The 21,823-nt window shown below is 67.9% G+C and carries 18 protein-coding genes; 13 read left to right on the plus strand and 5 right to left on the minus strand.

Features of this window, described 5'->3' with window-relative positions; genetic code table 11:
* Positions 1-40: 40 nt before the first annotated feature.
* Positions 41-505 (minus strand): hypothetical protein, encoded by a 465-nt coding sequence (locus tag O3305_RS12670; protein ID WP_269572883.1) that lies wholly within the window; start codon positions 503-505, stop codon positions 41-43.
* Positions 506-577: 72 nt separating this feature from the next.
* Here O3305_RS12670 and O3305_RS12675 point away from each other — a divergent pair, with 72 nt between their 5' ends.
* From O3305_RS12675 to O3305_RS12690, 4 genes are all read left to right on the plus strand, one after another.
* Complete coding sequence (locus tag O3305_RS12675; RefSeq protein WP_269572884.1) at positions 578-2,746, plus strand: primosomal protein N'; 2,169 nt, start codon at positions 578-580, stop codon at positions 2,744-2,746.
* Between the two features lie 73 nt (positions 2,747-2,819).
* A complete protein-coding gene (locus O3305_RS12680) occupies positions 2,820-4,340 on the plus strand; it encodes a hypothetical protein (protein WP_269572885.1) in 1,521 nt (506 codons plus the stop codon).
* 115 nt (positions 4,341-4,455) lie between these two features.
* Entirely contained in the window at positions 4,456-6,000 is a 1,545-nt protein-coding gene (locus tag O3305_RS12685) for a hypothetical protein (protein ID WP_269572886.1), read from the plus strand.
* A gap of 109 nt (positions 6,001-6,109) precedes the next feature.
* A complete protein-coding gene (locus O3305_RS12690) occupies positions 6,110-7,657 on the plus strand; it encodes a S1C family serine protease (RefSeq protein ID WP_269572887.1) in 1,548 nt (515 codons plus the stop codon).
* 107 nt (positions 7,658-7,764) lie between these two features.
* Here O3305_RS12690 and O3305_RS12695 read toward each other — a convergent pair whose 3' ends face one another.
* Positions 7,765-8,232, minus strand: a complete 468-nt coding sequence (locus O3305_RS12695) for a DUF1203 domain-containing protein (RefSeq protein WP_269572888.1) — start codon at positions 8,230-8,232, stop codon at positions 7,765-7,767.
* Entirely contained in the window at positions 8,229-9,266 is a 1,038-nt protein-coding gene (ada, locus tag O3305_RS12700) for a bifunctional DNA-binding transcriptional regulator/O6-methylguanine-DNA methyltransferase Ada (protein WP_269572889.1), read from the minus strand. The genes O3305_RS12695 and ada overlap by 4 nt, the downstream gene beginning before the upstream one ends.
* 290 nt (positions 9,267-9,556) lie before the next feature.
* Between ada and O3305_RS12705 the strand changes: the two genes are divergently transcribed.
* Complete coding sequence (locus tag O3305_RS12705; protein ID WP_269572890.1) at positions 9,557-10,807, plus strand: MFS transporter; 1,251 nt, start codon at positions 9,557-9,559, stop codon at positions 10,805-10,807.
* Complete coding sequence (locus O3305_RS12710) at positions 10,804-12,426, plus strand: glycoside hydrolase family 43 protein (protein ID WP_269572891.1); 1,623 nt, start codon at positions 10,804-10,806, stop codon at positions 12,424-12,426. The genes O3305_RS12705 and O3305_RS12710 overlap by 4 nt, the downstream gene beginning before the upstream one ends.
* Here the strand turns inward: O3305_RS12710 and O3305_RS12715 are convergent.
* The gene (locus O3305_RS12715) at positions 12,398-12,832 is read right to left on the minus strand and encodes a PilZ domain-containing protein (RefSeq protein ID WP_269572892.1); all 435 of its coding nucleotides are present in this window, start codon (positions 12,830-12,832) and stop codon (positions 12,398-12,400) included. The two genes, O3305_RS12710 and O3305_RS12715, sit on opposite strands and share 29 nt — an antisense overlap.
* A gap of 174 nt (positions 12,833-13,006) precedes the next feature.
* Here O3305_RS12715 and O3305_RS12720 point away from each other — a divergent pair, with 174 nt between their 5' ends.
* Positions 13,007-14,503, plus strand: coding sequence for a hypothetical protein (locus O3305_RS12720; RefSeq protein ID WP_269572893.1), 1,497 nt, complete (start codon positions 13,007-13,009; stop codon positions 14,501-14,503).
* Positions 14,504-14,762: 259 nt separating this feature from the next.
* The gene (locus O3305_RS12725) at positions 14,763-16,289 is read left to right on the plus strand and encodes a DEAD/DEAH box helicase (RefSeq protein ID WP_269572894.1); all 1,527 of its coding nucleotides are present in this window, start codon (positions 14,763-14,765) and stop codon (positions 16,287-16,289) included.
* A 104-nt stretch (positions 16,290-16,393) separates the two neighbouring features.
* Here O3305_RS12725 and O3305_RS12730 read toward each other — a convergent pair whose 3' ends face one another.
* Positions 16,394-17,308 carry a hypothetical protein gene (locus O3305_RS12730; RefSeq protein WP_269572895.1) on the minus strand — a complete coding sequence of 305 codons (915 nt, stop codon included), beginning with the start codon at positions 17,306-17,308 and terminating at the stop codon, positions 16,394-16,396.
* Between the two features lie 268 nt (positions 17,309-17,576).
* On the opposite strand from O3305_RS12730, the gene O3305_RS12735 reads away from it, so the two are divergent.
* The 5 genes from O3305_RS12735 to O3305_RS12755 are packed head-to-tail and all read left to right on the plus strand — an operon-like array spanning position 17,577 to position 21,823.
* Positions 17,577-18,131 (plus strand): F0F1 ATP synthase subunit delta, encoded by a 555-nt coding sequence (locus O3305_RS12735; RefSeq protein WP_269572896.1) that lies wholly within the window; start codon positions 17,577-17,579, stop codon positions 18,129-18,131.
* An 11-nt stretch (positions 18,132-18,142) separates the two neighbouring features.
* Positions 18,143-19,672 carry a F0F1 ATP synthase subunit alpha gene (gene atpA, locus O3305_RS12740; protein ID WP_269572897.1) on the plus strand — a complete coding sequence of 510 codons (1,530 nt, stop codon included), beginning with the start codon at positions 18,143-18,145 and terminating at the stop codon, positions 19,670-19,672.
* Between the two features lie 10 nt (positions 19,673-19,682).
* Positions 19,683-20,303 (plus strand): LysE family translocator, encoded by a 621-nt coding sequence (locus tag O3305_RS12745; protein ID WP_184164679.1) that lies wholly within the window; start codon positions 19,683-19,685, stop codon positions 20,301-20,303.
* A complete protein-coding gene (locus tag O3305_RS12750; RefSeq protein ID WP_184164676.1) occupies positions 20,304-21,185 on the plus strand; it encodes a F0F1 ATP synthase subunit gamma in 882 nt (293 codons plus the stop codon). It begins immediately after the preceding gene.
* Positions 21,185-21,823, plus strand: coding sequence for a hypothetical protein (locus tag O3305_RS12755; RefSeq protein WP_269572898.1), 639 nt, complete (start codon positions 21,185-21,187; stop codon positions 21,821-21,823). Before O3305_RS12750 ends, O3305_RS12755 begins: the two co-directional genes overlap by 1 nt.

Genomic DNA, 21,823 nt, shown 5'->3' on the forward strand with positions numbered 1-21,823 from the left:
AGCCGGAGCCCAGGGTAACAGGGCGGGACGGCAAGACTTCCTACTCGCCCACGACCAGCATCGCCTTCACCTTGGCGCCAGGCAGGCCGGAGACGTAGAGCCGGTAGAGGCCCGGCTTGAGATCGAATCGGACGATCTTGCGGATCGTCGAGCATTCGGGGCCATGGCCATGCTTCACCGAAGTGAGCGCCGCGCCGCCCTCGGTGCCCGGCAGCACGTCGATCCAGCCGCCCTGGTCGAGCGCGACGCCATAGACGCCGGCGGTCTCGACCTTGAACCCGATCATCGCCGCCTTGCCCGGCTTGGTGCCGGCCGGCAGCCCCTTGAGCGCCGCGGCATCGATCGTGTCGAGCTCGACGGCCTTGCCGGGGACGAATTCGTCGCCCGGTTTCACCCAGCCGAGCAGCGCGGTGGGCAGGCTGGCATCGGTCGCCTTGCACGCCGTGGTCTGGGCGGCAGGCGCGGGCGCGGTCTGGAGCAGCAGCAGGGCAGCGGCGAGCAACATCGGGGGGATCTCCTTCGTCGGCCGGAATAGGGGGATTCCGTTTCGCGCGCAAAACCCCATATGAGGGGCCGCATGTCGCGCGCCCGCGTTCTCGTCCTCCATCCCGCGCTTGGCCCCCTCGACTATCGCGTGCCCGCCGGCATGCAGGTCGCGCCGGGGTCGATCGTCGTCGTGCCGATCGGACCCCGCCAATATGCCGGCGTGGTCTGGGAAGCCGAGCGGCTGCCGACCGAGGAGATCGGCGACAACCGGCTGCGCAACATCATGGCCGTGGCCGACGCGCCGCCGATCCCCGCGCCGGTGCGCCGGCTCGTCGAGTGGACCGCGGACTATTATCTGAGCCCGCCCTCGGCCGTGCTGGCGATGGCGCTGCGCACCTCCGCAGCCTTCGAAAGCGCGCCGACGATCACCGAATATCGCGCGACGGGCGAGATTCCGGACCGGCTGACCCCGCAGCGCGCGCAGGCGCTGGAGCGGATCGGCGAGCGCCAGGGGCTGGTCAAGGAACTGGCGCTGGTCGCCGATGTGTCCGACGCGGTGATCAGGGGCCTTGTGAAGGTCGGAGCGATCGAGTCAGTCGTCGTGGACACCGACACGCCCTATCCGATGCCGGACCCGAGCTTCGCGCCGCCCGAGCTCAATCCGCTCCAGGCCGATGCCGCATCGATCCTGCGCCAGGCGGTGGGTGCGGAGAGCTTCCAGCCGTTCCTGCTCGACGGGGTGACCGGATCGGGCAAGACCGAAGTCTATTTCGAAGCGGTCGCCGCCGCGATCGCCGCCGGCAAGCAGACGCTAGTGCTGCTGCCCGAGATCGCACTGACCGAGCCGTTCCTCACCCGCTTCGAGAAGCGCTTCGGCTGCGATCCGGTCGCCTGGCATTCGGGCCTGCGCACCTCGCAGCGCCGCCGCGCCTGGCGAGCGATCGCGAGCGGCGAGGCGATGGTGACGGTGGGCGCGCGCTCGGCGCTGTTCCTGCCCTATCCGAACCTGGGCCTGATCGTGGTCGACGAAGCGCACGAGACCAGCTTCAAGCAGGAGGACGGGGTCCATTACCACGCGCGCGACGTGGCGGTAATGCGCGGCCGGTTCGAGGAATGCCCGGTGATCCTCGCCTCCGCCACCCCGGCGATCGAGACGCGGCACCAGGTCGAGCTCGGCCGGTACGAGGAGCTCAAGCTGCCCGGCCGCTACGGGCTGGCGGAGATGCCCGAGATCGTCCCCATCGACCTGATCCAGGAACCGCCCGAGCGCGGCCGCTGGATCGCACCGCCGTTGGTCAAGGCGATCGACGAGACGCTGGCCAAAGGCGAGCAGTCGCTGCTGTTCCTCAACCGGCGCGGCTATGCGCCGCTGACCTTGTGCCGGCATTGCGGCCACCGCTTCCAATGCCCGAACTGCACGGCGTGGATGGTCGAGCACCGGCTGCTGCGGCGCCTGTCCTGCCATCACTGCGGCCACACCATCCCCGCACCCGAGATCTGCCCGGAGTGCAAGAGCGAGGACACGCTCGTCGCCTGCGGCCCAGGTGTCGAGCGGATCGCCGACGAAGTGGCGGCGCTGTGGCCGGAGGCGCGCACCGCGATCGTCACCTCGGACACGCTGTGGTCGCCGGCCAAGGCCGCCGAGTTCGTTGCCCGTATGGAGCATGGCGCGATCGACATCGTCGTCGGCACCCAGCTGGTCACCAAGGGCTATCACTTCCCCAACCTCACCCTGGTCGGCGTGATCGACGCCGATCTGGGCCTCGACGGCGGTGACCTGCGCGCCTCCGAACGCACCTTCCAGCAGATCATGCAGGTGGCCGGCCGCGCCGGGCGCGGCGAGAAGCCGGGCACCGTCTATATCCAGACCCACGCACCCGACGCGCCGGTAATGCAGGCTTTGGTATCGGGGGATGCCGAGAGCTTCTATGCGGCGGAGACCGAAGCGCGGCGAGACGCCGATGCCCCGCCCTTCGGCCGCTACGCCGCGATCATCGTCAGCTCGGAGGATCGCGCGGCCGCCGAGGAGACCGCCCGGATGATCGGCCGTACGGCGCCCGAGATCGGCGAGGACATGCACGTCTATGGCCCCGCTCCCGCCCCGCTGGCGATGCTGCGCGGGCGCCACCGCTACCGGCTGCTCGTCCATGCCCGGCGCAGCTTCGACGTGCAGCAGGTGCTGCGCGACTGGCTGGGCAGCCTGAGCTGGAGCCAGAAGGTGCGCGTGGCGGTGGATGTGGATCCCTATAGTTTCGTCTGAATCGGTCGGTTTTCCGCTATCGGGCGCCTGCCCCGCCGGTTAGCATCGCGATGGAATCGGGGGGATTTCCATCATGTTGCGTGTGCTTCTCGCGCTAGTGCTGCTTGCCATGCCCGCGGTCGCGCGAGCCGACTGGTATGAGGCGAGCACACCGCATTTCGTCGTTTATGCCGAGGGCAATCCCGACAGGCTGGAGGCCTTCGCCACGCGACTGGAACGGCTGGATCGCGCGATCCGGCTGATGGTGGGCCAGAAGGATACGGAGATCGCCCGGGCCAGCCGCGTCACCGTGTTCATGGTCGATGACGTGGCGACGGTGGAGAAACTCTCCCGGTCCGGGCTTGCCGGCTTCTTCAGCGCCCGGGCCAGCGGATCCTTCGCGGTCGTCACCCAGGAACGCGCCGGAAGCGGCGACCTGGCGCTCAAGCCGATGCAGGTGCTGCTCCATGAATATGGGCATCATCTGATGTGGAGCCTCGATCCGGACACGGCCTATCCAGGGTGGCTGATCGAGGGCTTTGCCGAGTTCAACGCCACTGCCCGTTTCGGCAAGGACGGATCGGTGACGCTCGGCGAGCCACCGCTCTATCGCGGCATCGCGATCCTGGGCGAGACCATGCCGATCGAGAAGCTGCTCACCGCCGACGCCAGGTCGCTGAGCGAGGAGGAGATGAGCGCTTTCTACGGGCGCGCCTGGCTGCTCACCCATTATCTGCGGATCGGCGCGCAGCAGCGCAGCACCCAGCTCGGCGCCTATATCGCCGCACTCAAGAGCGGCAAGCCGTCGCTCGAGGCGGCCAGGGCTGCGTTCGGCGACCTGAAGCGGCTCGATGGTGAGCTGGACGTCTACAAGAAACGGCACCTGCCGATCTCGACCATCCCGGGTGATCGGCTGGCGATCGGTCCGGTGGCGGTGCGCAAGCTTCCCGCCGGCGCCTCCGCGATCATGGACGTGCGGATCCGTTCCCGGGTGGCCGTGACTGCCGCGAACGCTGCCGACATCTATGCCGATGCCCGGCGCGCCGCCGCGCCCTGGCCCAACGATGCCGATGCGCAGCTGGTGCTGGCCGGCGCCGCGCTCGACGCAAGCGACTATGCCGGCGCCGTGGCCGCGGCGGACAGGGCGCTGGCGGCCGACCCGAAGCTGCTGCGCGCGCTGACTTTCAAGGCGACCGCGCGAATGGTCGCTGCCCGCAAGGCCGGCGATACCCGGCCCGAAACCTGGAACGGCGTGCGCAGCCTTCTGTCCTCCGCCAATCGCCTCGATCCGCGCGATCCGCTCCCGCTCTGGCTCTATTACCGCAGCTTCGCCGAACAGGGCGCCGCGCCGCCGGAGATCGCGAAGGACGGACTCGCGACGGCCTTCCAGCTCGCACCCTATGACAAGGGCCTGCGCTTCGACACCGCTGCGATGTACCTTCAGGAGCGCAATGGCAAAGCGGCGCGGACCTTGCTCGCCCCCCTCGCCTATGACCCGCATGGCCGCGCTACGGCGAAGATCGCCACTGCCCTGATCGCGAAGATCGATGCGGGCGACATCGAGGGTGCAATCGAGACGCTGGAGAAACCGGCGGACGAAAAGAGCGGGAAATGACGGCCGGCAATTGGGCGAACGCCGCCTGAGGAAGACCGGCACGAACGACGGATCGTGCCGCCTTGCCGAGCCGCCAAGTCATTCCTAAGCTTCCGAGTTGTTGGGGGACAAGATCATGTTCAAACGCCTGTTCATCACTGCCACGCTTCTGCTGGCACCATCGCTCGCGCATGCCGATTGGTATGAGGCGAGCTCGAAGCATTTCGTCGTCTATTCGGAAGAAAACCCGGAGAAGCTCAAAGCCTATACCGAGAAGCTGGAGCGATTCGACCAGACGCTTCGCTTTCTGACCGGCACGCCGGACAAGCCGCTGAGCCCGATGATGCGGGTGCACGTGTTCGTCGTCGCCAATGTCGGCGAGATCCAGCGCCTGTACGGCGGCAGCGGTCCGGCCGGCTTCTTCGATGCGCGTGCCACCGGGCCGGTGGCATTCGTGCCGAGGGACGATGGCGGCAATTCGCTGAACGCGCAGACGATCCTGCAGCACGAATATGGCCACAGCTTCATGTTCTCGAGCTGGCCGAGCGTGGTCTTCCCGAAATGGTTCGTCGAGGGCTTCGCCGAGTTCGTCGGCACCGCCTTCTACCGCGGGGGTGACGATACGCTGGTGATCGGCAAGGCGCCCGAATATCGCGCCTATGGCATCAGCCGCACTGCGCAGATGCCGGCCGAGCGGCTGCTCAAGCTCGATCCCAAGGACAAGGAGATGGACACCCAGACGCTCTATGGGCGCGGCTGGCTGCTCACCCATTATTCCGTCCTCGGCGGCCATGCCAAGGAACTGGGCGCCTATATCCAGGCGCTCAACGAGGGCAAGTCGGTGGAGGAGGCGAACAAGGCGTTCGGCAGCCTGGGCCAGCTCGACGCCAAGCTCAACGCCTATGGCGCACGCGGCGCGCTGCCGACCATCGCGGTGCCGGCCGGCAAGGTCCAGGTGGGCGAAGTCACGATGCGCAGGCTGAGCGCGGGCGAGGCCGCGACGATGAAGGCGCGGATCTATTCCACCCGCGGCGTCAACGAGGAGCGCGCCAAGATGGTGGTCGAATGGGCACGCCAGGCGGCGGCCCCCTATGCCAACGACCCGGGCGCGCAGAACGAACTGGCCGAAGCCGAGTTCGACGCGAAGAATTATGTCGCGGCGGAAGCAGCAGCGGATCGCGCGCTCGCGGCCGATCCGAACTCGATCCATGCGCTGCTCTACAAGGGCATGGCCCAGCAGGCGATCGCCAAGGACGCCAAGGTGACCGATGCGGCCCGCTGGAAGGCGATCCGCGGCTGGTTCATCAAGGCCAACAAGCTCGACCCCACCTATCCGCAGCCGCTGGTGCTCTTCTACCAGAGCTACGAGGCGGCAGGGCAGCCGGTGCCCAAGATGGCGCAGGACGGGCTGGTCGGCGCCTATACCTATGCGCCGTTCGACGACGGGCTGCGCTTCGAGGTGGGCAAGGTGCTGCTCGAGCAGGGCAACATCCCCGGCGCCAAGATCGCGTTCGAGAAGATCGCCTATGGCCCGCACCAGAGCGGCGAGAATGTCTCCCTGAAGGTGCTGGAAGCGCTCGACAAGGACGGCAAGGAGGCCGCGCTCAAGGTGATCGCGGATGCCGAGGCCAAGGCCAAGAAGGCCGAGGAAGACGCCAAGAACAAGAAGAAGGCGGGATGATACCCGCGGTGGCGCGGTCCGGGGGTACGGACCGCGCCGCCTCCCGCTTGAACCCGCGCCGCTTTTGCCCGAAAGCTGCCGGCCAGAAACAAAGGGTTCGGGTTCGATGATGCGTCGGTTGCTTCTGGTCGTGGCGCTGCTCTTCGCATGGGCGGGGCCCGCGCACGCCGACGACATCTCCGCCTCGGCGCGCGGCGTGGTGCGCATCGTCACTATCGCGGTGGTCGATGACGAGGTGGTCGGCTTCGGCCATGGCAGCGGCTTCGCGGTGGCGCCCAACAGGGTGGTCACCAACGCGCATGTCGTCGAGCTTGCCTCGCGCTATCCCGACAATGTCGTGATCGGCGTCGTCCCGTCCGAGGGCGACAAGTCCTACCAGGGCAAGGTGATCAAGATCGACCAGGCGCGCGACCTTGCGCTGATCGAGTTCACCGGCGTGCGCCTGCCGCCGCTCACCCTGTTCACCGGCAAGATCGCCGATGGCGACGCGCTGGTTGCGCTCGGCTATCCGGGCAATGTCGATGTCGCCACCGCGCGTTCGGCCGCCGACTTCATCAAGCCGCAATCGCCGGTGCGCTCGCAGGGCGGATTCGCGGGACTGCGCCAGTTGAGCGGCGTGAGCGTGCTGCTCCACACCGCCAGCATCGCGCGCGGCAATTCGGGCGGTCCGCTGCTCGACCGCTGCGGCCGCGTGCTCGGCGTCAATTCGGCGATCACGCATAATGACGAAGGCGATTCGACCTTTGCCTTCGCCATCGCGGACAGCGAGCTTGCCGCGTTCCTGGCGGAGGCGAAGCAGCCGGTAGCGACCATCGAAATGCCCTGCACCTCGGTCGAGGAGCAGATGGCGCAGGAGCGCAGCGCCGACGACAAGGCGCGGCTGGCAGCCGACGAGACCTCGCGCGCCGATGCCGCCCGGGCCGAGGCGGAACGGGACGATGCGATCGCGCGGGCGCGCAACCGCGCCGAGACCACGCGCGAGAATTACATGGCCGGCGCCGCGGTGCTGCTCGTCCTCGGCGCGCTTGCCGTGGGCGGCGCCGGATTGCTGCTCTCGCGCGAGCGCAAGCGAGAGGCGATCTGGGTCGCGGCGGGCGGCGGCGTGCTGATGCTGGGCGCGGTGGCGCTGTTCCTCAGCCGGCCGGGCTTCGACGAAGCGTCGGTGGTGCCGGTGCCCAAGGCGGCGGCAGCGGCGGGCGCGGCGACCGCGGCGGCGCAAGGCAAGCTGGTCTGCACCCTGGTGCCCGAACGCAGCCGGGTGATCGTCTCTGCCACCGACAATGTCGATCTCGATGTCGGCAAGGACGGCTGCATCAACAGCCGCACCCAATATGCCGAGGCCGGCACGCACTGGCAGCGCATCCTGGTACCGGACCAGGAAGCCAATGTCTCGGTGCTCGACTTCGATCCCGCCACGGGCACCTATACCAATACCCGCTACCTGCTCTCCTCCGAGCAGATGAAGCAGGCGCGGGCGCTGCGTAAGGGCGTGCCGCTGAAGGAATGCTCGTCCGACCAGGCCAAGCGCGCCGAGCTGGCGACGCAGCAGCAGAACATCCGCACCGCGCTGCCGGCGGTCTACAACGAGAAGCTGGTATACAAGTGCGCGGCTTCGGGCGGGGCCCCGGCCGCAGCGGCGACGCCGGCGGCGAAGTAACTTCCGTCACCCCGGCCTTGCGCCGGGATCCCGCTTCTTCCTCCACGAGACAAGTGCAGCGGGACCCCTGCGCAAGGCCGGGGTGCCGAGGGAATGGGCCTACTGGATCAGGCCCGATCCACCCGCGCGGCGAAGCAGCCGCGCTTCGCATTGTGGACATGCAGATAATCGACCGCCGGATCGGCGAACATCCGCGCGATCAGCGGCTCGAGCGCATTGCCCTCGACCACATCGGCATCGGTCATCATCCCCGCGCCGTCGAACGCGCGGACCGAGAGCAGGCGGATCGCCAACGGCTCGGGTATCCGGTTCTCGAACCGGGCCGGCACCTCGGCGCCTTCGCGCACGAAGATCGCATGCGCGCTGCGATAGGGTGAGGCGACGGGCAGATGCGCGTGGTTGACCAGCAGCACGGTCTCGCCCGGATCGACATCGACCAGCTCGACCCGGCACGGCGCATCGGGCTTCTTCTCGACCGTGAAGCGCACCACCTGCTCGGCGGCAAGCGCCTCGTCCGTCATGCCGTACAGCCGGCGGAAGGGCGCAGGGTCGATCCCCTGGATCACGTAGTTCATTCGTCGCCTCCCTCGCGCCGGAGCAGCGCGCGCTTGCGATCGACGCCGTACGCATAGCCGCCCATGCTGCCGTCCGAGCGCAGCGCGCGGTGGCAGGGGATGATCACCGGCACGTGATTGGCGCCGCAGGCGGTGCCCGCCGCGCGCACCGCGCCCGGGCTGCCGGCCGCCGCCGCGAGCTGGGCATAGCTGCGCGTCTCGCCCGGCGGGATCGCCCGCAGCGCCTGCCACACCGCTTCCTGGAAAGCGGTGCCCTGCACGTCGAGCGGCAGGTCGGTATCGCGCCCGGGGCTCTCGACCTCGGCAACCACCCGCGCGGCTAATGCGGAGAGCGCGGCGCCGCCCTGGACGATCTCCGCCGCCGGGAAGCGCGTCGCGAGATCGAGCGCATTCTCCTCGAACGCGACCCGGCACAGCCCCTTGTCGGTCGCCGCGATCAGCAGCGGCCCCAGGCTGGTCTCGGCGAGCGCCCAGCGAATCGTCACGCCGGCCCCACCGCGCTTCCACACGCTGGGGCTCATGCCCAGCCGGGCATTGGCGGTCTCGTAGAAGCGGCTCGGCGCCGAATAGCCGGCCTCGTAGATCGCCTCGGTGACGCTGCCTTCGTCCAGCGCCGCCGCCGCCCGCTTCGCCTTGAGGCCGCGGGCATAAGCAGCCGGGGTCACGCCGGTGGCGCGCTTGAACAGCCGGTGGAAATGATGCGGCGCATAGCCGACCGCCGTCGCGATCGCGTCGAGCGAGACATTCTCCTCGGCCGCTTCGATCAGCGCGACGGCACGCGCCACCGCCACCCGGTCGCGCCCCACCTCATCGGGCTTGCAGCGCAGGCAAGCGCGATAGCCGGCCGCCCGCGCTGCCTCGGCATCGTCGAAGAACTCGACATGCTCGCGCTTGGGCCGCCGCGCCGGGCAGGTCGGCTTGCAATAGATGCGGGTGGTGGTGACCGCGACGATCAGCCGCCCCTCGAATGCGCGGTCGCGCGCTTCGAAGGCGGCCCAGGCCGCGTCTTCGGGAAGGGAGAGAGAGTGGGGCATGGGAGTGATATAGGCTTCTATCCCCTGCCCCACATCCCGGCGTTTGCGGTCAAAGCTACACCGCAAGCTCGCCTCCCTAGAAGGGAGGGGTCGGGGGTGGGTATTTGCGCGCGATACGGTGCGGTCAGGCGGTCGGCCACAGTATCGCCATGCCTCCACCCACCCCCAGCCCCTCCCTTCCAGGAAAGAGAGCAAGAATAACTCATACAATAAGCCTATTGCCCTGCCCGGCCAAACCCGCCACCGTTAGCGCTAACGGGCGCGACCCCGACGCCCGCAAGGGAGAGGCCATGTCCTTCTGGCGACGCACGCGCGCCCTGCGCTGGTGGATCATCGCGATCGTGATGCTGGGCACGATCGTGAACTATCTCACCCGATCGACCCTCGCGGTCGCGGCGCCCGTGTTCATGCCCGATCTCGGCATCGACGAGCATCAGTACAGCTGGATCACCGCCGCCTTTCAGGCCGGCGTCATGCTCCAGCCGGTGGTCGGCTATATCCTCGACACCATCGGGCTGCGCACCGGCCTCGCCATCTTCGCGAGCTGCTGGGGGCTGCTGACCATGGCGCACGGCCTCGCCTTCAACTGGCAGATGCTGTTCGGGCTGCGCGGCGCGCTGGGCTTTGCCGAGGGCACTTCGCACACCGGCGGGCTCAAGGTCGTCTCGGAATGGTTTCCGGCGAAGGAGCGTGGCCTTGCCGGCGGCGTCTACAATCTCGGCGCCTCGGCCGGATCCGCGCTCGCCGCACCCCTGGTCGCCTGGTCGATCTGGATGTGGAACTGGCGCGCGGCCTTTGTCGTCGCCGGCGCGATGGCGCTGCTCTGGGTGCTGTTGTGGCTGCGCTTCTACCGCAGTCCCGCCGAGCATCCCGACATCAGCGAAGAGGAGCGCGCCCATATCCTCGCCGGCCAGGAAGCCCATATCCAGGCTGCCGGCGCACGCCCCTCGATCGGATCGATCCTGCGCCAGCGCAACTTCTGGGGCATCGCCATCCCGCGTTTCCTGGCGGATCCGACCTGGGGCACGCTCACCTTCTGGCTGCCGCTCTATTTGGTGAAGATCCGCCATTTCGACCTGGCCGAGATCGCGCTCAGCGCCTTCCTGCCCTTTGTCGCCGCCGATCTCGGCTGCCTGTTCGGCCCCACTTTGGTGCTGTGGCTTCAGCGCCGAGGGATCAACCTGATCGACGCACGCCGCTGGACCTTCACGCTGGGCGCGGTGCTGATGACCGGCATGATGTTCGTCGGCTTTGTCGAGAATGCCTGGGCGGCGGTCGCGCTGCTCTGCCTCGGCGGCTTCGCGCACCAGACCCTATCGGTCACCGTCATCACCATGGCCAGCGACCTGTTCCGCCGCGACGAGCTCGGCACCGTGGCGGGCATGGCGGGCACCTGCGCCAATGCCTCGATCCTGATCTTCTCGCTGCTGATGGGCAGCCTCGTCGCCTCGATCGGCTATAACCCCTTCTTCATCGCGCTCGGCCTGCTCGACCTGATCGCCGCCGCCGTGCTCTGGACGCTCGTACGAAAGCCCGCATGACCCGCAATCCCATCCTGCCCGGCTTCAATCCCGATCCCTCGATCGTCCGCGTCGGTGAGGATTACTACATCGCCACGTCCACCTTCGAGTGGTTCCCCGGCGTGCAGATCCACCACAGCCGCGACCTCGCCAACTGGACTTTGGTCGCCCGGCCGCTCAACCGCGCGAGCCAGCTCGACATGCGCGGCGATCCGGACAGCTGCGGCGTGTGGGCGCCCTGCCTCTCCCACGATGGCGCGCGCTTTCACCTGATCTACACCGATGTGAAACGCTATGGCCGCACCACGGTCGGCGGCGCATCGGGCGCGTCCCTGCGCGACTTTCACAATTACCTCGTCACCTGCGAGACCATCGACGGCGACTGGTCCGATCCGATCCATCTGAACAGCAGCGGCTTCGACCCCTCGCTCTTCCATGATGAGAATGGGCGGAAGTGGCTGCTCAACATGCTGTGGGACCACCGCCCGGGCCGCAACCGCTTCGCCGGGATCGTCGCGCAGGAATATTCGCCGGCCAAGCAGCGCCTGATCGGCGAGCGGGTCAACATCTTCCCCGGCACGCAGCTCGGCCTCACCGAGGCACCGCATCTCTACCAGCGCGACGGCTGGTATTATCTGCTGACCGCAGAGGGTGGCACCGGCTGGAACCATGCCGTGACCATGGCGCGCTCGCGCAGCCTCACCGGCCCGTACGAGCTGCACCCCGACACTTACATCCTGAGCAGCCGCACCCGCCCCGATGCACCGCTCCAGCGCGCCGGCCATGCCGATCTGGTCGAGACGCCCGAGGGCGAGCCTTGGCTGGTCTATCTCTGCGGCCGGCCACTCCCCAATCGTGGGCGCTGCGTGCTTGGCCGCGAGACCGCGATCCAGCCGATGCGCTGGGCCGAGGATGGCTGGCTCTACACCACCGGCAATCCCGGCATGCCGATGCTCGAAGTGCCCGGCCCCGAAGGCAGCGCACCAGTCGATATCCGCGACGATTTCGACAGCACGGCTCTGCCGATCGACTTCCAGTGGCTGCGCACGCCCGAGCCCGAGACGATCTTCAGCCTCGCCGCCCGGCCGGGCCATCTTCGGCTATATGGCCGCGAGACGATCGGCAGCCTGTTCACCCAGGCGCTGGTCGCGCGGCGGCAACAGGCCTTTTGCTATTCGGCAAGCTGCACGCTCGATTATGCCCCGCGCCATTTCCAGCAGGCCGCCGGGCTGGTCGCCTGGTACAATGCGTCCAAATTCCACTACCTCCATGTCAGCCGGGACGAGGAAGTCGGCCGCCATATCCGGGTGATGTCGGCGCTGCCCGATTCACCCCAGGCCGACGCCTTCACCGCACCCATCGCGATCCCGGAGGGCCCGATCGAGCTGCGCGTCGAAGTCGATTGCGAACGGCTGCGCTTCGCCTGGCGCGTGCCCGGCGACGCGTGGAACTGGCTCCCGGAACAGTTCGACGCGTCGATCCTCTCGGACGAAGCGAGCGCGCCGGGTCAGCCCAATTTCACCGGGGCCTTTGTCGGCATGGCATGCCAGGACCTGTCCGGCGCGGGGCTCCACGCGGACTTCGACTGGTTCAGCTATCGGGAGCGGGAGTTCAGTCCTCGCGGACCGGACGGCGCATAAGCCGGCGCAGCGGCGGGATCGTCGGCTTCGTGCCCGGCTTGCCGGTGCCGAAACGCGCGGCGAGCGCAGCCGATAGATCGGCCAGGATATGCTCCTGCCCGCGGAACGCATGCGCGATCTCTTCCTCGGTCAGCGCCTTCATGAACGCGCAGCCATAGGTGTTGCCCGAGCGGCGCACGATCTTGGCGGCGCGCGATCCGGCACCCGACAGGCCGAGCGAGACGAGCGTACCCACCGGCAGGTCAAGCTCGGAGCCGAAGCGGAAGCCCGTGCGCGAGAAATCCTCGACCTGCACGTCGATCGGCGCGCCATCGGGGGTGCGCAGGGTCGAGGGCGAATCCGCATCGAAACGGATCGCGCCGCGGCGGTCGATATCTCCGAGGATCTCAAGCTTGGCGACGAGCAATTTTGGGCTCCATGGTTGGCGCCCCGAGCCTAGCCGGAGAGGCGTTAACGAGAGCTTTGCGGATCCGGCGATCCGGGCTAATTCCACCGCCACAGGGATGTTTCTGCGTCGAAACACGATCGTTACAACTGAAACGGTGAGTTAATGACGCAAGACACCTATTGGGCGCGGGCCATGTCCGCATCCCTCCCCCTGCTCCGCTTCCCGCGCCCGGCTTCGCGCAGCGCGCCTTTCCTCTTCCCTCTTGCCCTGGCCGCCTGTGGCGGCAGCGCCGGCGCACCCGGGCCCGCACCCACGCCAACCGCGACCCCCAGCCCGGCGCCCACGCCAACACCCAGCCCTACGCCAACCTCCACCCCGATCCCGCAGCCGCCCCGGGGGCCGCTCGCCGAGCGCATCACCGCCGCGCGCGCCGAGATGCAGGCGGACACCTGCTTCCAGGGCGGCGTCACCACCGGGTGCAGCTTCACCGACCAGCCCTATCGCCCGGGCGACTTCGCCATGGACCCGAATAGCAACGAGGCCGTGCTGGTCGTCGACGACTTCCCGCGCCTGCCCGGCGCGGCGATCCGCTTCCGCAAGCGGATCAAGAACTATTACCGGTTCGGCACCGCCGGCGCGCTGGCCAACGCCACCTCGACCTGGCGCGTGCCGACTTCGCTGTGGAAGGCGCTCGATCGCTTCGCCTATCCGGAATATGACCCCACCGAGCAGCTGCGCGCCGTCGCCGAGATGGCCTATCGCATGTATCCGGGACTCAACCTCGACAATACCGGGCATGGCGCCACCGTCTTCCGCCTGATCGCCGACACCAATCCGGCCCAGCCGCTGGTGCTGCTCGACAAGATCGACCTGGTCGATGTCGCCCGAGCCGATTATTGCGACATCTCGGGCAGTGCCGCGGTGCAGACGCGCCTCACCGCCGCCGCGCAGACCACCGCGGACAATCTCGTTGCGATGATGCGCGCCAACAATGTCCGCTACGTCAATTACAGCGCGGGCCACAGCTACGAGGTGATCCGCGACAGCTGGACCACCGATTGCGGCACCGCCGCGCCTGGTGAAGCGGTGCTGCGCGACAAGCTGGCCGCCTATGCCCCCATCTACGCCGCGCTGTTCAGCACGCCCGGCGTGATGACCGCCCATGCGGCGGTGGAGAATGACGGGCTCGTCAACGCGCCCTATGACCAGAAGATCGCGCAATATTACAACCGCCTGCGCGCGGGCTATTTCGCCGTGCTCGATTCCAACCTCGACGAGGTCGGGCGCGGCGGGATCGGCGGCTTCCCGATCTGGCCGGCGCGGGCCGATGCGGACGTGTTCCTCAACACCGGCGTCGAGCCCCAGCGCCCCTTCCAGTGGAATACCACCCCGCTGCTCCAGCTGGACGGCTTCGGCCTGGCGCTGGAGCCGATCACCACGCCCACCACCTCCTGGGTCACCCCGTTGCTGCTCGCCCGGCTGATCAACATCCGCTTCGGCACTTTCCCCACCCGAAGCTTCGACGATGCGCTGATCGCCGACATCTTCGACAAGGTGACCCCGACGAGCTGCCCGACCCAGATGAACGGTCGCTGCGCCTATCAGGATCCCGCGCTCCACGGCCAGCTCGAGGCGGTCCGCCTCGGCTATCGCCCCCGCGAATATCCGGGACCGGTGATCGGGAACTGACCCTTCCGATCACCCGGCACGGGCGGCGTGCCCCGACGCCGTCCGTGCCACTTCCTTGACGGAAACCGATTTCATCGCCATATGCGCCGCCAACGAGGCGTTATGGCAGCGTGATCGGGCATGCGGGGAAACCCCAAGGGCCCAGGCTCCGTCTCGATTGTTTCCACGGCTTCCCTAGTCACGCGGGTCGTCATTTTTGACCCCGCCTTCGCACCTGGAGTCCGTCCGGCGTGCGCCGGCCGTATGCACAGGATATTCAATGCAGTTCAATGAACTCGGTCTCTCGGAGACCGTTCTCGCCGCGCTTGCCGCCAAGGGCTATAGCGAGGCGACGCCGATCCAGGCCAAGTCGATCCCGTCGCTGCTCGAAGGGCGCGACCTGCTCGGCATCGCCCAGACCGGCACCGGCAAGACCGCCGCTTTCATGCTTCCCTCGATCGACCGTCTGGTCGCCAGCGGCAAGCGCGCCCAGCCGCGCGGCTGCCGCATGCTCGTGCTCGCCCCCACCCGCGAGCTCGCCAGCCAGATCGCCGACCAGGCCCGCCATTATTCGAAGGGCACGCGACTGAGCGTCGCCACCATCTTCGGCGGCACTTCGATCCACAAGAACAAGACCGACCTCGCCAAGGGCGTCGACATCCTTGTCGCCACCCCGGGCCGCCTCGTCGATCTGATGGACCAGTGCTACGCGATCCTGATGGGCCTCGAGATCTTCGTGCTCGACGAAGCCGATCAGATGATGGACCTCGGCTTCATCCACGCGCTCAAGCGCATCGTCCGCGAGCTGCCCGCCAAGCGGCAGTCGCTGTTCTTCTCGGCGACCATGCCGAAGACGATCCGCGAGCTCGCCGGCCAGTTCATCAAGGAACCGGTCGAAGTGAAGGTCACCCCCGAGGCGACCACCGCCGAGCGCGTCGACCAGAGCGTGACCTTTGTCCAGCAGGCGGAGAAGCAGGCGCTGCTCACCATGATGCTGCGCGATACCGAGATCGATCGCGCGCTGGTGTTCACCCGCACCAAGCACGGCGCCGACCGCGTCGTCCGTCTGCTCGCGGGCAACGGCATCGCCGCCAACGCGATCCATGGCAACAAGAGCCAGCCGCAGCGCGAGCGCGCGCTCGGCGAGTTCCGCGCCGGCAAGGTGAAGATCCTGGTCGCCACCGACATCGCCGCGCGCGGCATCGACGTGTCGGGCGTCAGCCACGTCTTCAACTTCGAGCTGCCGAACGTGGCGGACCAGTATGTCCACCGCATCGGCCGCACCGCGCGCGCCGGCAATGACGGCGAGGCGATCAGCTTCTGCGCCGATGACGAGCGCCCCTATCTGCGCGACATCGAGCGGCTGATCCGCCAGAAGCTCAGCGTCGTGCCGCTGCCCGAGGGCTTCGTCGCCGCCGCCGAGAAGATCAAGACCAGCCGCGTCAATGTCGCGCCCAGCCGCGACGAGCAGAATGGCCGCAACGGTCGCGCGATGCAGCGCGACGGTCGCCGTCCGGGTGGCCCGCCGCAGCGCGGTCGCCCCGGTGGCCAGCGTGACGATCGCGCACGTGGCGACCAGCCGCGCCGCGACGGCCATGCCCCGCGTCCGGAAGCCGCCGGCGCCGCCGCAGGCGAGCCGCGTCCGCGCCGCTTCGACGCGCAGCCGCAGGGCGAGCAGCCCCGCAACTATGCCCGTCCCAAGCGCAAGTGGCAGCCCCGCCCGACCGGTAGCGGCGGCAGCCAGCGCCAGGGTAGCCAGGGCGGCGGTGGCCGTCAGGGCGGCCAGGGCGGCAATCGCGGGCGCTGATCCCGTCAGCCTGCCACAAAACACACAGGAAAGGCCGGGCCGCAACGCCTGGCCTTTTCTTTTGGCTCCGGCTTTCGCCGGCGAATGACTAGTATCGATACGTCCTAGCGCCGCCGCGCCCGGATCGCCGCGTCTTCCTTGCCCGCGATCAGCCGCATCGCCCGGTCGGCACCGACGCCGCCTTCGGCCGCGCCGGCACGCTGGGCCGCATGGTAGAGCTGCAGCGCGCGCGGATAGTCGCCCGCCTGCTCGGCGCACAGCCCGCGATTGAAGGTGAGCGAGGGATTGCCCGGCAGCTCGCCGGCCATCGCCTCCCAGCCGTCGCACGCCCCGCGCACGTCGCGCTTGGTGAGCTTCACCAGGTCCTTGAACCGCTTCGCCTGATCCTTGCTCATCCCCTTGTCGCTCTCGCGCACCCGGATGTCATAGGTCGAAATGGTCGGCGCGATATCCTCGCGCACCGCATAGCCCAGGTTGCGCACGCCGTCGGCGATCACGTCCTCCACCGGCGCCGGGCGGTCGTTCTTGCCCTCGCACCAGCTGCTTTCCTGGCTGAACGGCTTGGTCGCCGAATAGACGATCCGGCCGTCGCGGTTGCGCACGATGCGCAGGTCGGCCTTCAGGCTGACGATCCGGCGGCGGCAGCGCAGCTCGACCTCTTCCTCGCGGATGCACTTCTTCTGGTCGGCGCTGTCCTTCTCGACGCAGCGCTTCTCGCGCCGCTTGAAGGGCTGCTCGTCCACACCGGTGGTGATGCCGCCGGTCAGCGAGCCCTCGGCATTGCCCTGGCCGGTATAGCCGCCCATCAGGTCGAAATGCGTGCCCGACAGGCCCTGCTCGATCGCGCGCGCCAGCGCCGAACCGTCCTGGCCGCCGATCCGGTCGATCGAAAGCGAGCGCAGCAGGCTGGCCTCGCGCCTAGGCGCGGCGAACTCGCCGGTGATCTTCAGCACTTCGGCATGCGCGATGCCCGCGACGAGAGCGGCGAGCACGACGCCGCCAAGAATCCGCTTGTTCATTTCCCCAACCCTTCCCCCAAAAGGATGATGGGGTCATCGTTTACCATATGAAACGATTCGGTCCACGCGCGCTTTTGCCGCCGGTGAGAGAGTCTTCCACGAGAGCGAATCGGACTCGGGTTGCATCCCCGTGACACCGATGCTAACCGCGCCGCGACCCATAGGGGGCCGTATGGGGTTGCCACCGGAGTAATACTTTGGTGGAGCCGGAAATCGGCCCCCAATTCATATGGGCAGTAACCCGAACCTCCGAGAGGAACCGAAACGCGTGGAGAATTCCGCCGGTATCCAGGCAAGCCTAAGCGGACGCTACGCTACCGCCCTGTTCGAGCTCGCGCGTGATTCGAAGGCCCTGGCCAAGGTCGAGGACAGCCTCGCCACCGTCGCCAAGGCACTTGCCGAATCGGCCGACTTCAAGGCGCTGACCGCCAGCCCGCTGATCTCGCGCGGCGATGCCGCCAGGGCGGTTGCCGCCGTCGCCAAGAGCCTGAAGCTCGACGGCACCACCGCGAACTTCCTGGGCGTGCTCGCCGAGAATCGTCGCCTGGGCCAGCTCCCGGCGATCATCCGCGCGTTCCGTCAGCTCGCAGCCGCGCATCGCGGCGAGACGACCGCGCTGGTCACCTCCGCCCATCCGCTTTCCGCCGATCAGGTCGACGCGCTCAAGCAGCAGCTGCGCACCCGCATCGGCCGGGAAGTGGCCGTCGACCTTTCGGTCGATCCCTCGCTCCTTGGCGGGCTGGTCGTGAAGATCGGCAGCCAGATGATCGATAGCTCGATCAAGACCCGACTGAACTCCCTCGCGCACGCGATGAAAGGCTGAAGGCTAAGACAATGGATATCCGCGCCGCAGAAATCTCGAAGGTCATCAAGGACCAGATCGCCAATTTCGGCACCGAGGCCCAGGTTTCGGAAACCGGCCAGGTGCTCAGCGTCGGTGACGGCATCGCGCGCATCCACGGTCTGGACAATGTCCAGGCCGGCGAGATGGTCGAGTTCGCCAATGGCGTGCAGGGCATGGCGCTCAACCTCGAAGCCGACAATGTCGGCGTCGTGATCTTCGGCTCGGACGCCGAAATCCGCGAGGGCGACACCGTCAAGCGCACCGGCACCATCGTGGACGTTCCCGTCGGCAAGGGCCTGCTCGGCCGCGTCGTCGACGGCCTCGGCAACCCGATCGACGGCAAGGGCCCGATCATCGCCGAGAAGCGCAGCCGCGTCGAAGTGAAGGCGCCGGGCATCATCCCGCGCAAGTCGGTGCACGAGCCGGTGCAGACCGGCCTCAAGGCGATTGACGCGCTCGTGCCCGTCGGCCGGGGCCAGCGCGAGCTGATCATCGGCGACCGTCAGACCGGCAAGTCGGCCGTCGCGATCGACACCTTCATCAACCAGAAGACCGTCAACGCCGGCACCGACGAGAGCAAGAAGCTCTACTGCGTGTACGTCGCCGTCGGCCAGAAGCGCTCGACCGTCGCGCAGCTGGTGCGTACGCTCGAAGAGAATGGCGCGATGGAATATTCCATCGTCGTCGCCGCGACCGCTTCGGACCCCGCCCCGCTGCAGTTCCTCGCGCCGTACACCGGCACCGCGATGGGCGAGTATTTCCGTGACAACGGCATGCACGCGCTGATCGTGTTCGACGATCTGTCGAAGCAGGCCGTCGCCTATCGCCAGATGTCGCTGCTGCTCCGCCGTCCGCCGGGCCGCGAAGCTTATCCGGGCGACGTGTTCTATCTCCACAGCCGCCTGCTCGAGCGCGCTGCCAAGCTCAATGACGCCAATGGCAACGGCTCGCTCACCGCGCTGCCGATCATCGAGACCCAGGCGGGCGACGTGTCGGCCTATATTCCGACCAACGTGATCTCGATCACCGACGGCCAGATCTTCCTCGAGACCGACCTGTTCTTCGCGGGCATCCGCCCGGCGATCAACGTGGGTCTGTCGGTGTCGCGCGTCGGTTCGTCGGCGCAGACCAAGGCGATGAAGAAGGTCGCCGGCTCGATCAAGCTCGAGCTCGCCCAGTATCGCGAAATGGCTGCGTTCGCGCAGTTCGGCTCGGACCTCGACGCCTCGACCCAGAAGCTGCTCAACCGCGGCGCGCGCCTGACCGAGCTGCTCAAGCAGCCGCAGTTCTCGCCGCTGCCGTTCGAGGAGCAGACCGCGTCGATCTACGCCGGCACCCAGGGCTTCCTGGACGCCGTCGCGGTGCAGGACGTGGTGCGCTACGAAGCGGCGATGCTCGCCGACCTTCGCGCGAACCATGCCGATGTCCTCACCACGATCCGCGACACCAAGGATCTGGGCGACGAAGTGAAGGCGAAGCTGAAGGCCGCGCTCGAAGCGTTCGCCAAGACCTTCGCCTGATCCGCAGTCGATGGCCGACCACTCCCTCCTCGCGTGGACGCTGCTGAGCGTCGGCCTTGTGCTGACGCCCGGCCCGGACACGATGCTCGTCGCGGGTCACGCGGCGCGCGGAGGCGTGCGGGCCGGCCTGGCAGCAGTGTCCGGGGTTGCCCTGGGCGGGCTGTGGTACATGGCGCTGTGCGGCTTCGGCTTCCTCGCCGTGCTCACGGTCTTCCCGGCGCTGTTCACGGTGGTGAAGACCGCCGGTGCGATCTACCTCGCCTGGCTCGGCTACAAGCTGATCCGCGGCGCGGTGCGCCCGGCACCGGCCGCCACCACTGCGGCGCCGGCGCTTGGCAAGCCCTTCTGGCAGGGCCTGCTCACCACCGCGCTCAACCCCAAGGTCGCCTTGTTCTTCCTCGCGATCCTGCCGCAGTTCGTCGGCACCGGTCCGGAGGCGCCGCTCAAGGGCGCGCTGCTGATCGCGGTGCCCTATGTGCTCGGCGCCTTCTGGCTCGCCGGTGTCGCATTCGTCGCTGCCCGCGCGGGCCGTGCCGCCAAGCAGAGCAGCGCGATGCGCTGGATCGAAGGCGTTCTCGGCGTCGCATTTGTTGGTCTCGCGGGCCGTCTGGCCCTTGCTCGGAATACCTAAATGGCAAGCCTCAAGGCACTCAAGATCCGGATCAACTCGGTCAAGTCGACCCAGAAGATCACCAAGGCGATGAAGATGGTCGCCGCCGCCAAGCTGCGCCGCGCGCAGGAAGCGGCCGAGGCCGGGCGCCCCTATGCCCAGCGTCTCGAAGGCGTCGTCGCCAGCCTCGCCTCGAAGGTGACGCTGAGCGAGAGCTCGCCCAAGCTGCTCGCCGGCACCGGCAAGGATGACGTTCACCTGCTCGTCGTCGCCACCAGCGACAAGGGCCTGGCCGGCGCGTTCAACACCAACATCGCCCGCCTCGCCCGCCGTCATGCCGAAAGCCTGATCGCGCAGGGCAAGACGGTGAAGATCTACACGATCGGCCGCAAGGGCCGCGCGCCGCTCAACCGCCTGTTCCCGAAGCACATCGTGCATTCGGTCGAGCCGGGCGATCTCGGCAAGCTGACCTTCGCCGATGCGCGCGCCTTCGCCAACGACATCATCGCCCGCTACGAGGCCGGTGAGTTCGACGTGGCGACGCTCTTCTATTCGAACTTCAAGTCGGTGCTTACCCAGGAGCCGACCGCGCAGCAGATCGTGCCGGTCGCGATCCCGCAGGGCGAGGCCCAGGCCGTGTCGAGCGGCGCCGCCGTCACCTATGAGCCGGATGAGGAATCGATCCTCGCCGACCTGCTGCCGCGCAACGTCGCGATCCAGCTTTACCGCGCGATCCGCGAGAACGCCGCGTCGGAGCAGGGTTCGAAGATGACCGCGATGGACAACGCCACGCGCAACGCCGGCGACCTGATCAAGCGCCTGAACACCCAGTATAACCGCCAGCGCCAGGCTGCGATCACCACCGAGCTGGTCGAGATCATCTCGGGCGCCGAAGCCCTCTGATGCGCTTCGCGGCTCCCCTCCTGCTGATCGTGGCTGCGGCCCCGCTCGCGGGCTGCGGGGCTGCGCATGATCCGGCGCTCAACGAGCAGCAGGCGGCTGCCGCACAGAACCGCGCGCCCGACCGTGACAAGGTGATGGCCGATCGCTGGAGCGGCATCTTCACCAATCCGGCCGCCGTGGTCGCCGCCGCCAACGATTTCGGCTTCAAGGCCGAAGGCTATAAGGCATCGGGCAAGGGCTATGCCGCCACCGGCAAGGTCACCTGGCCCGAAAAGCCCAACGGCATCGCCGTCGAGAGTGTCTTCGAGGCGACCGGCCCCGCGGCCGACAGGATCGAGACCGTCCGCTTCACCTTCGACGTGAAGCATGACGCGAAGCCCGGGGAGCGCGCCCGCGATTCCTATGGCTATGTCCGCCGCATCGTCCTCGGCTTCCTGTCGCGCTTCGAAGTCGGCCCGGGCGACACGATCAACGGCGCGCTCCAGCGCCGCGAATCGGCGAAGGACGTCCAGCACGGCGTCTCGATCGTCGTCGATGCCAACCCGATCAGCGGCGGCAACGCCAAGGATCGCCACATCACCGTGACTTTCACCCGCGTCGGGACTAGTGCCCCCGCCAATCAGACCCAAGGAAAGTAA

The organism is Sphingomonas sp. NIBR02145 (genome assembly GCF_027359115.1).
GTDB classification, from domain to species: Bacteria; Pseudomonadota; Alphaproteobacteria; order Sphingomonadales; family Sphingomonadaceae; genus Sphingomonas; species Sphingomonas kyeonggiensis_A.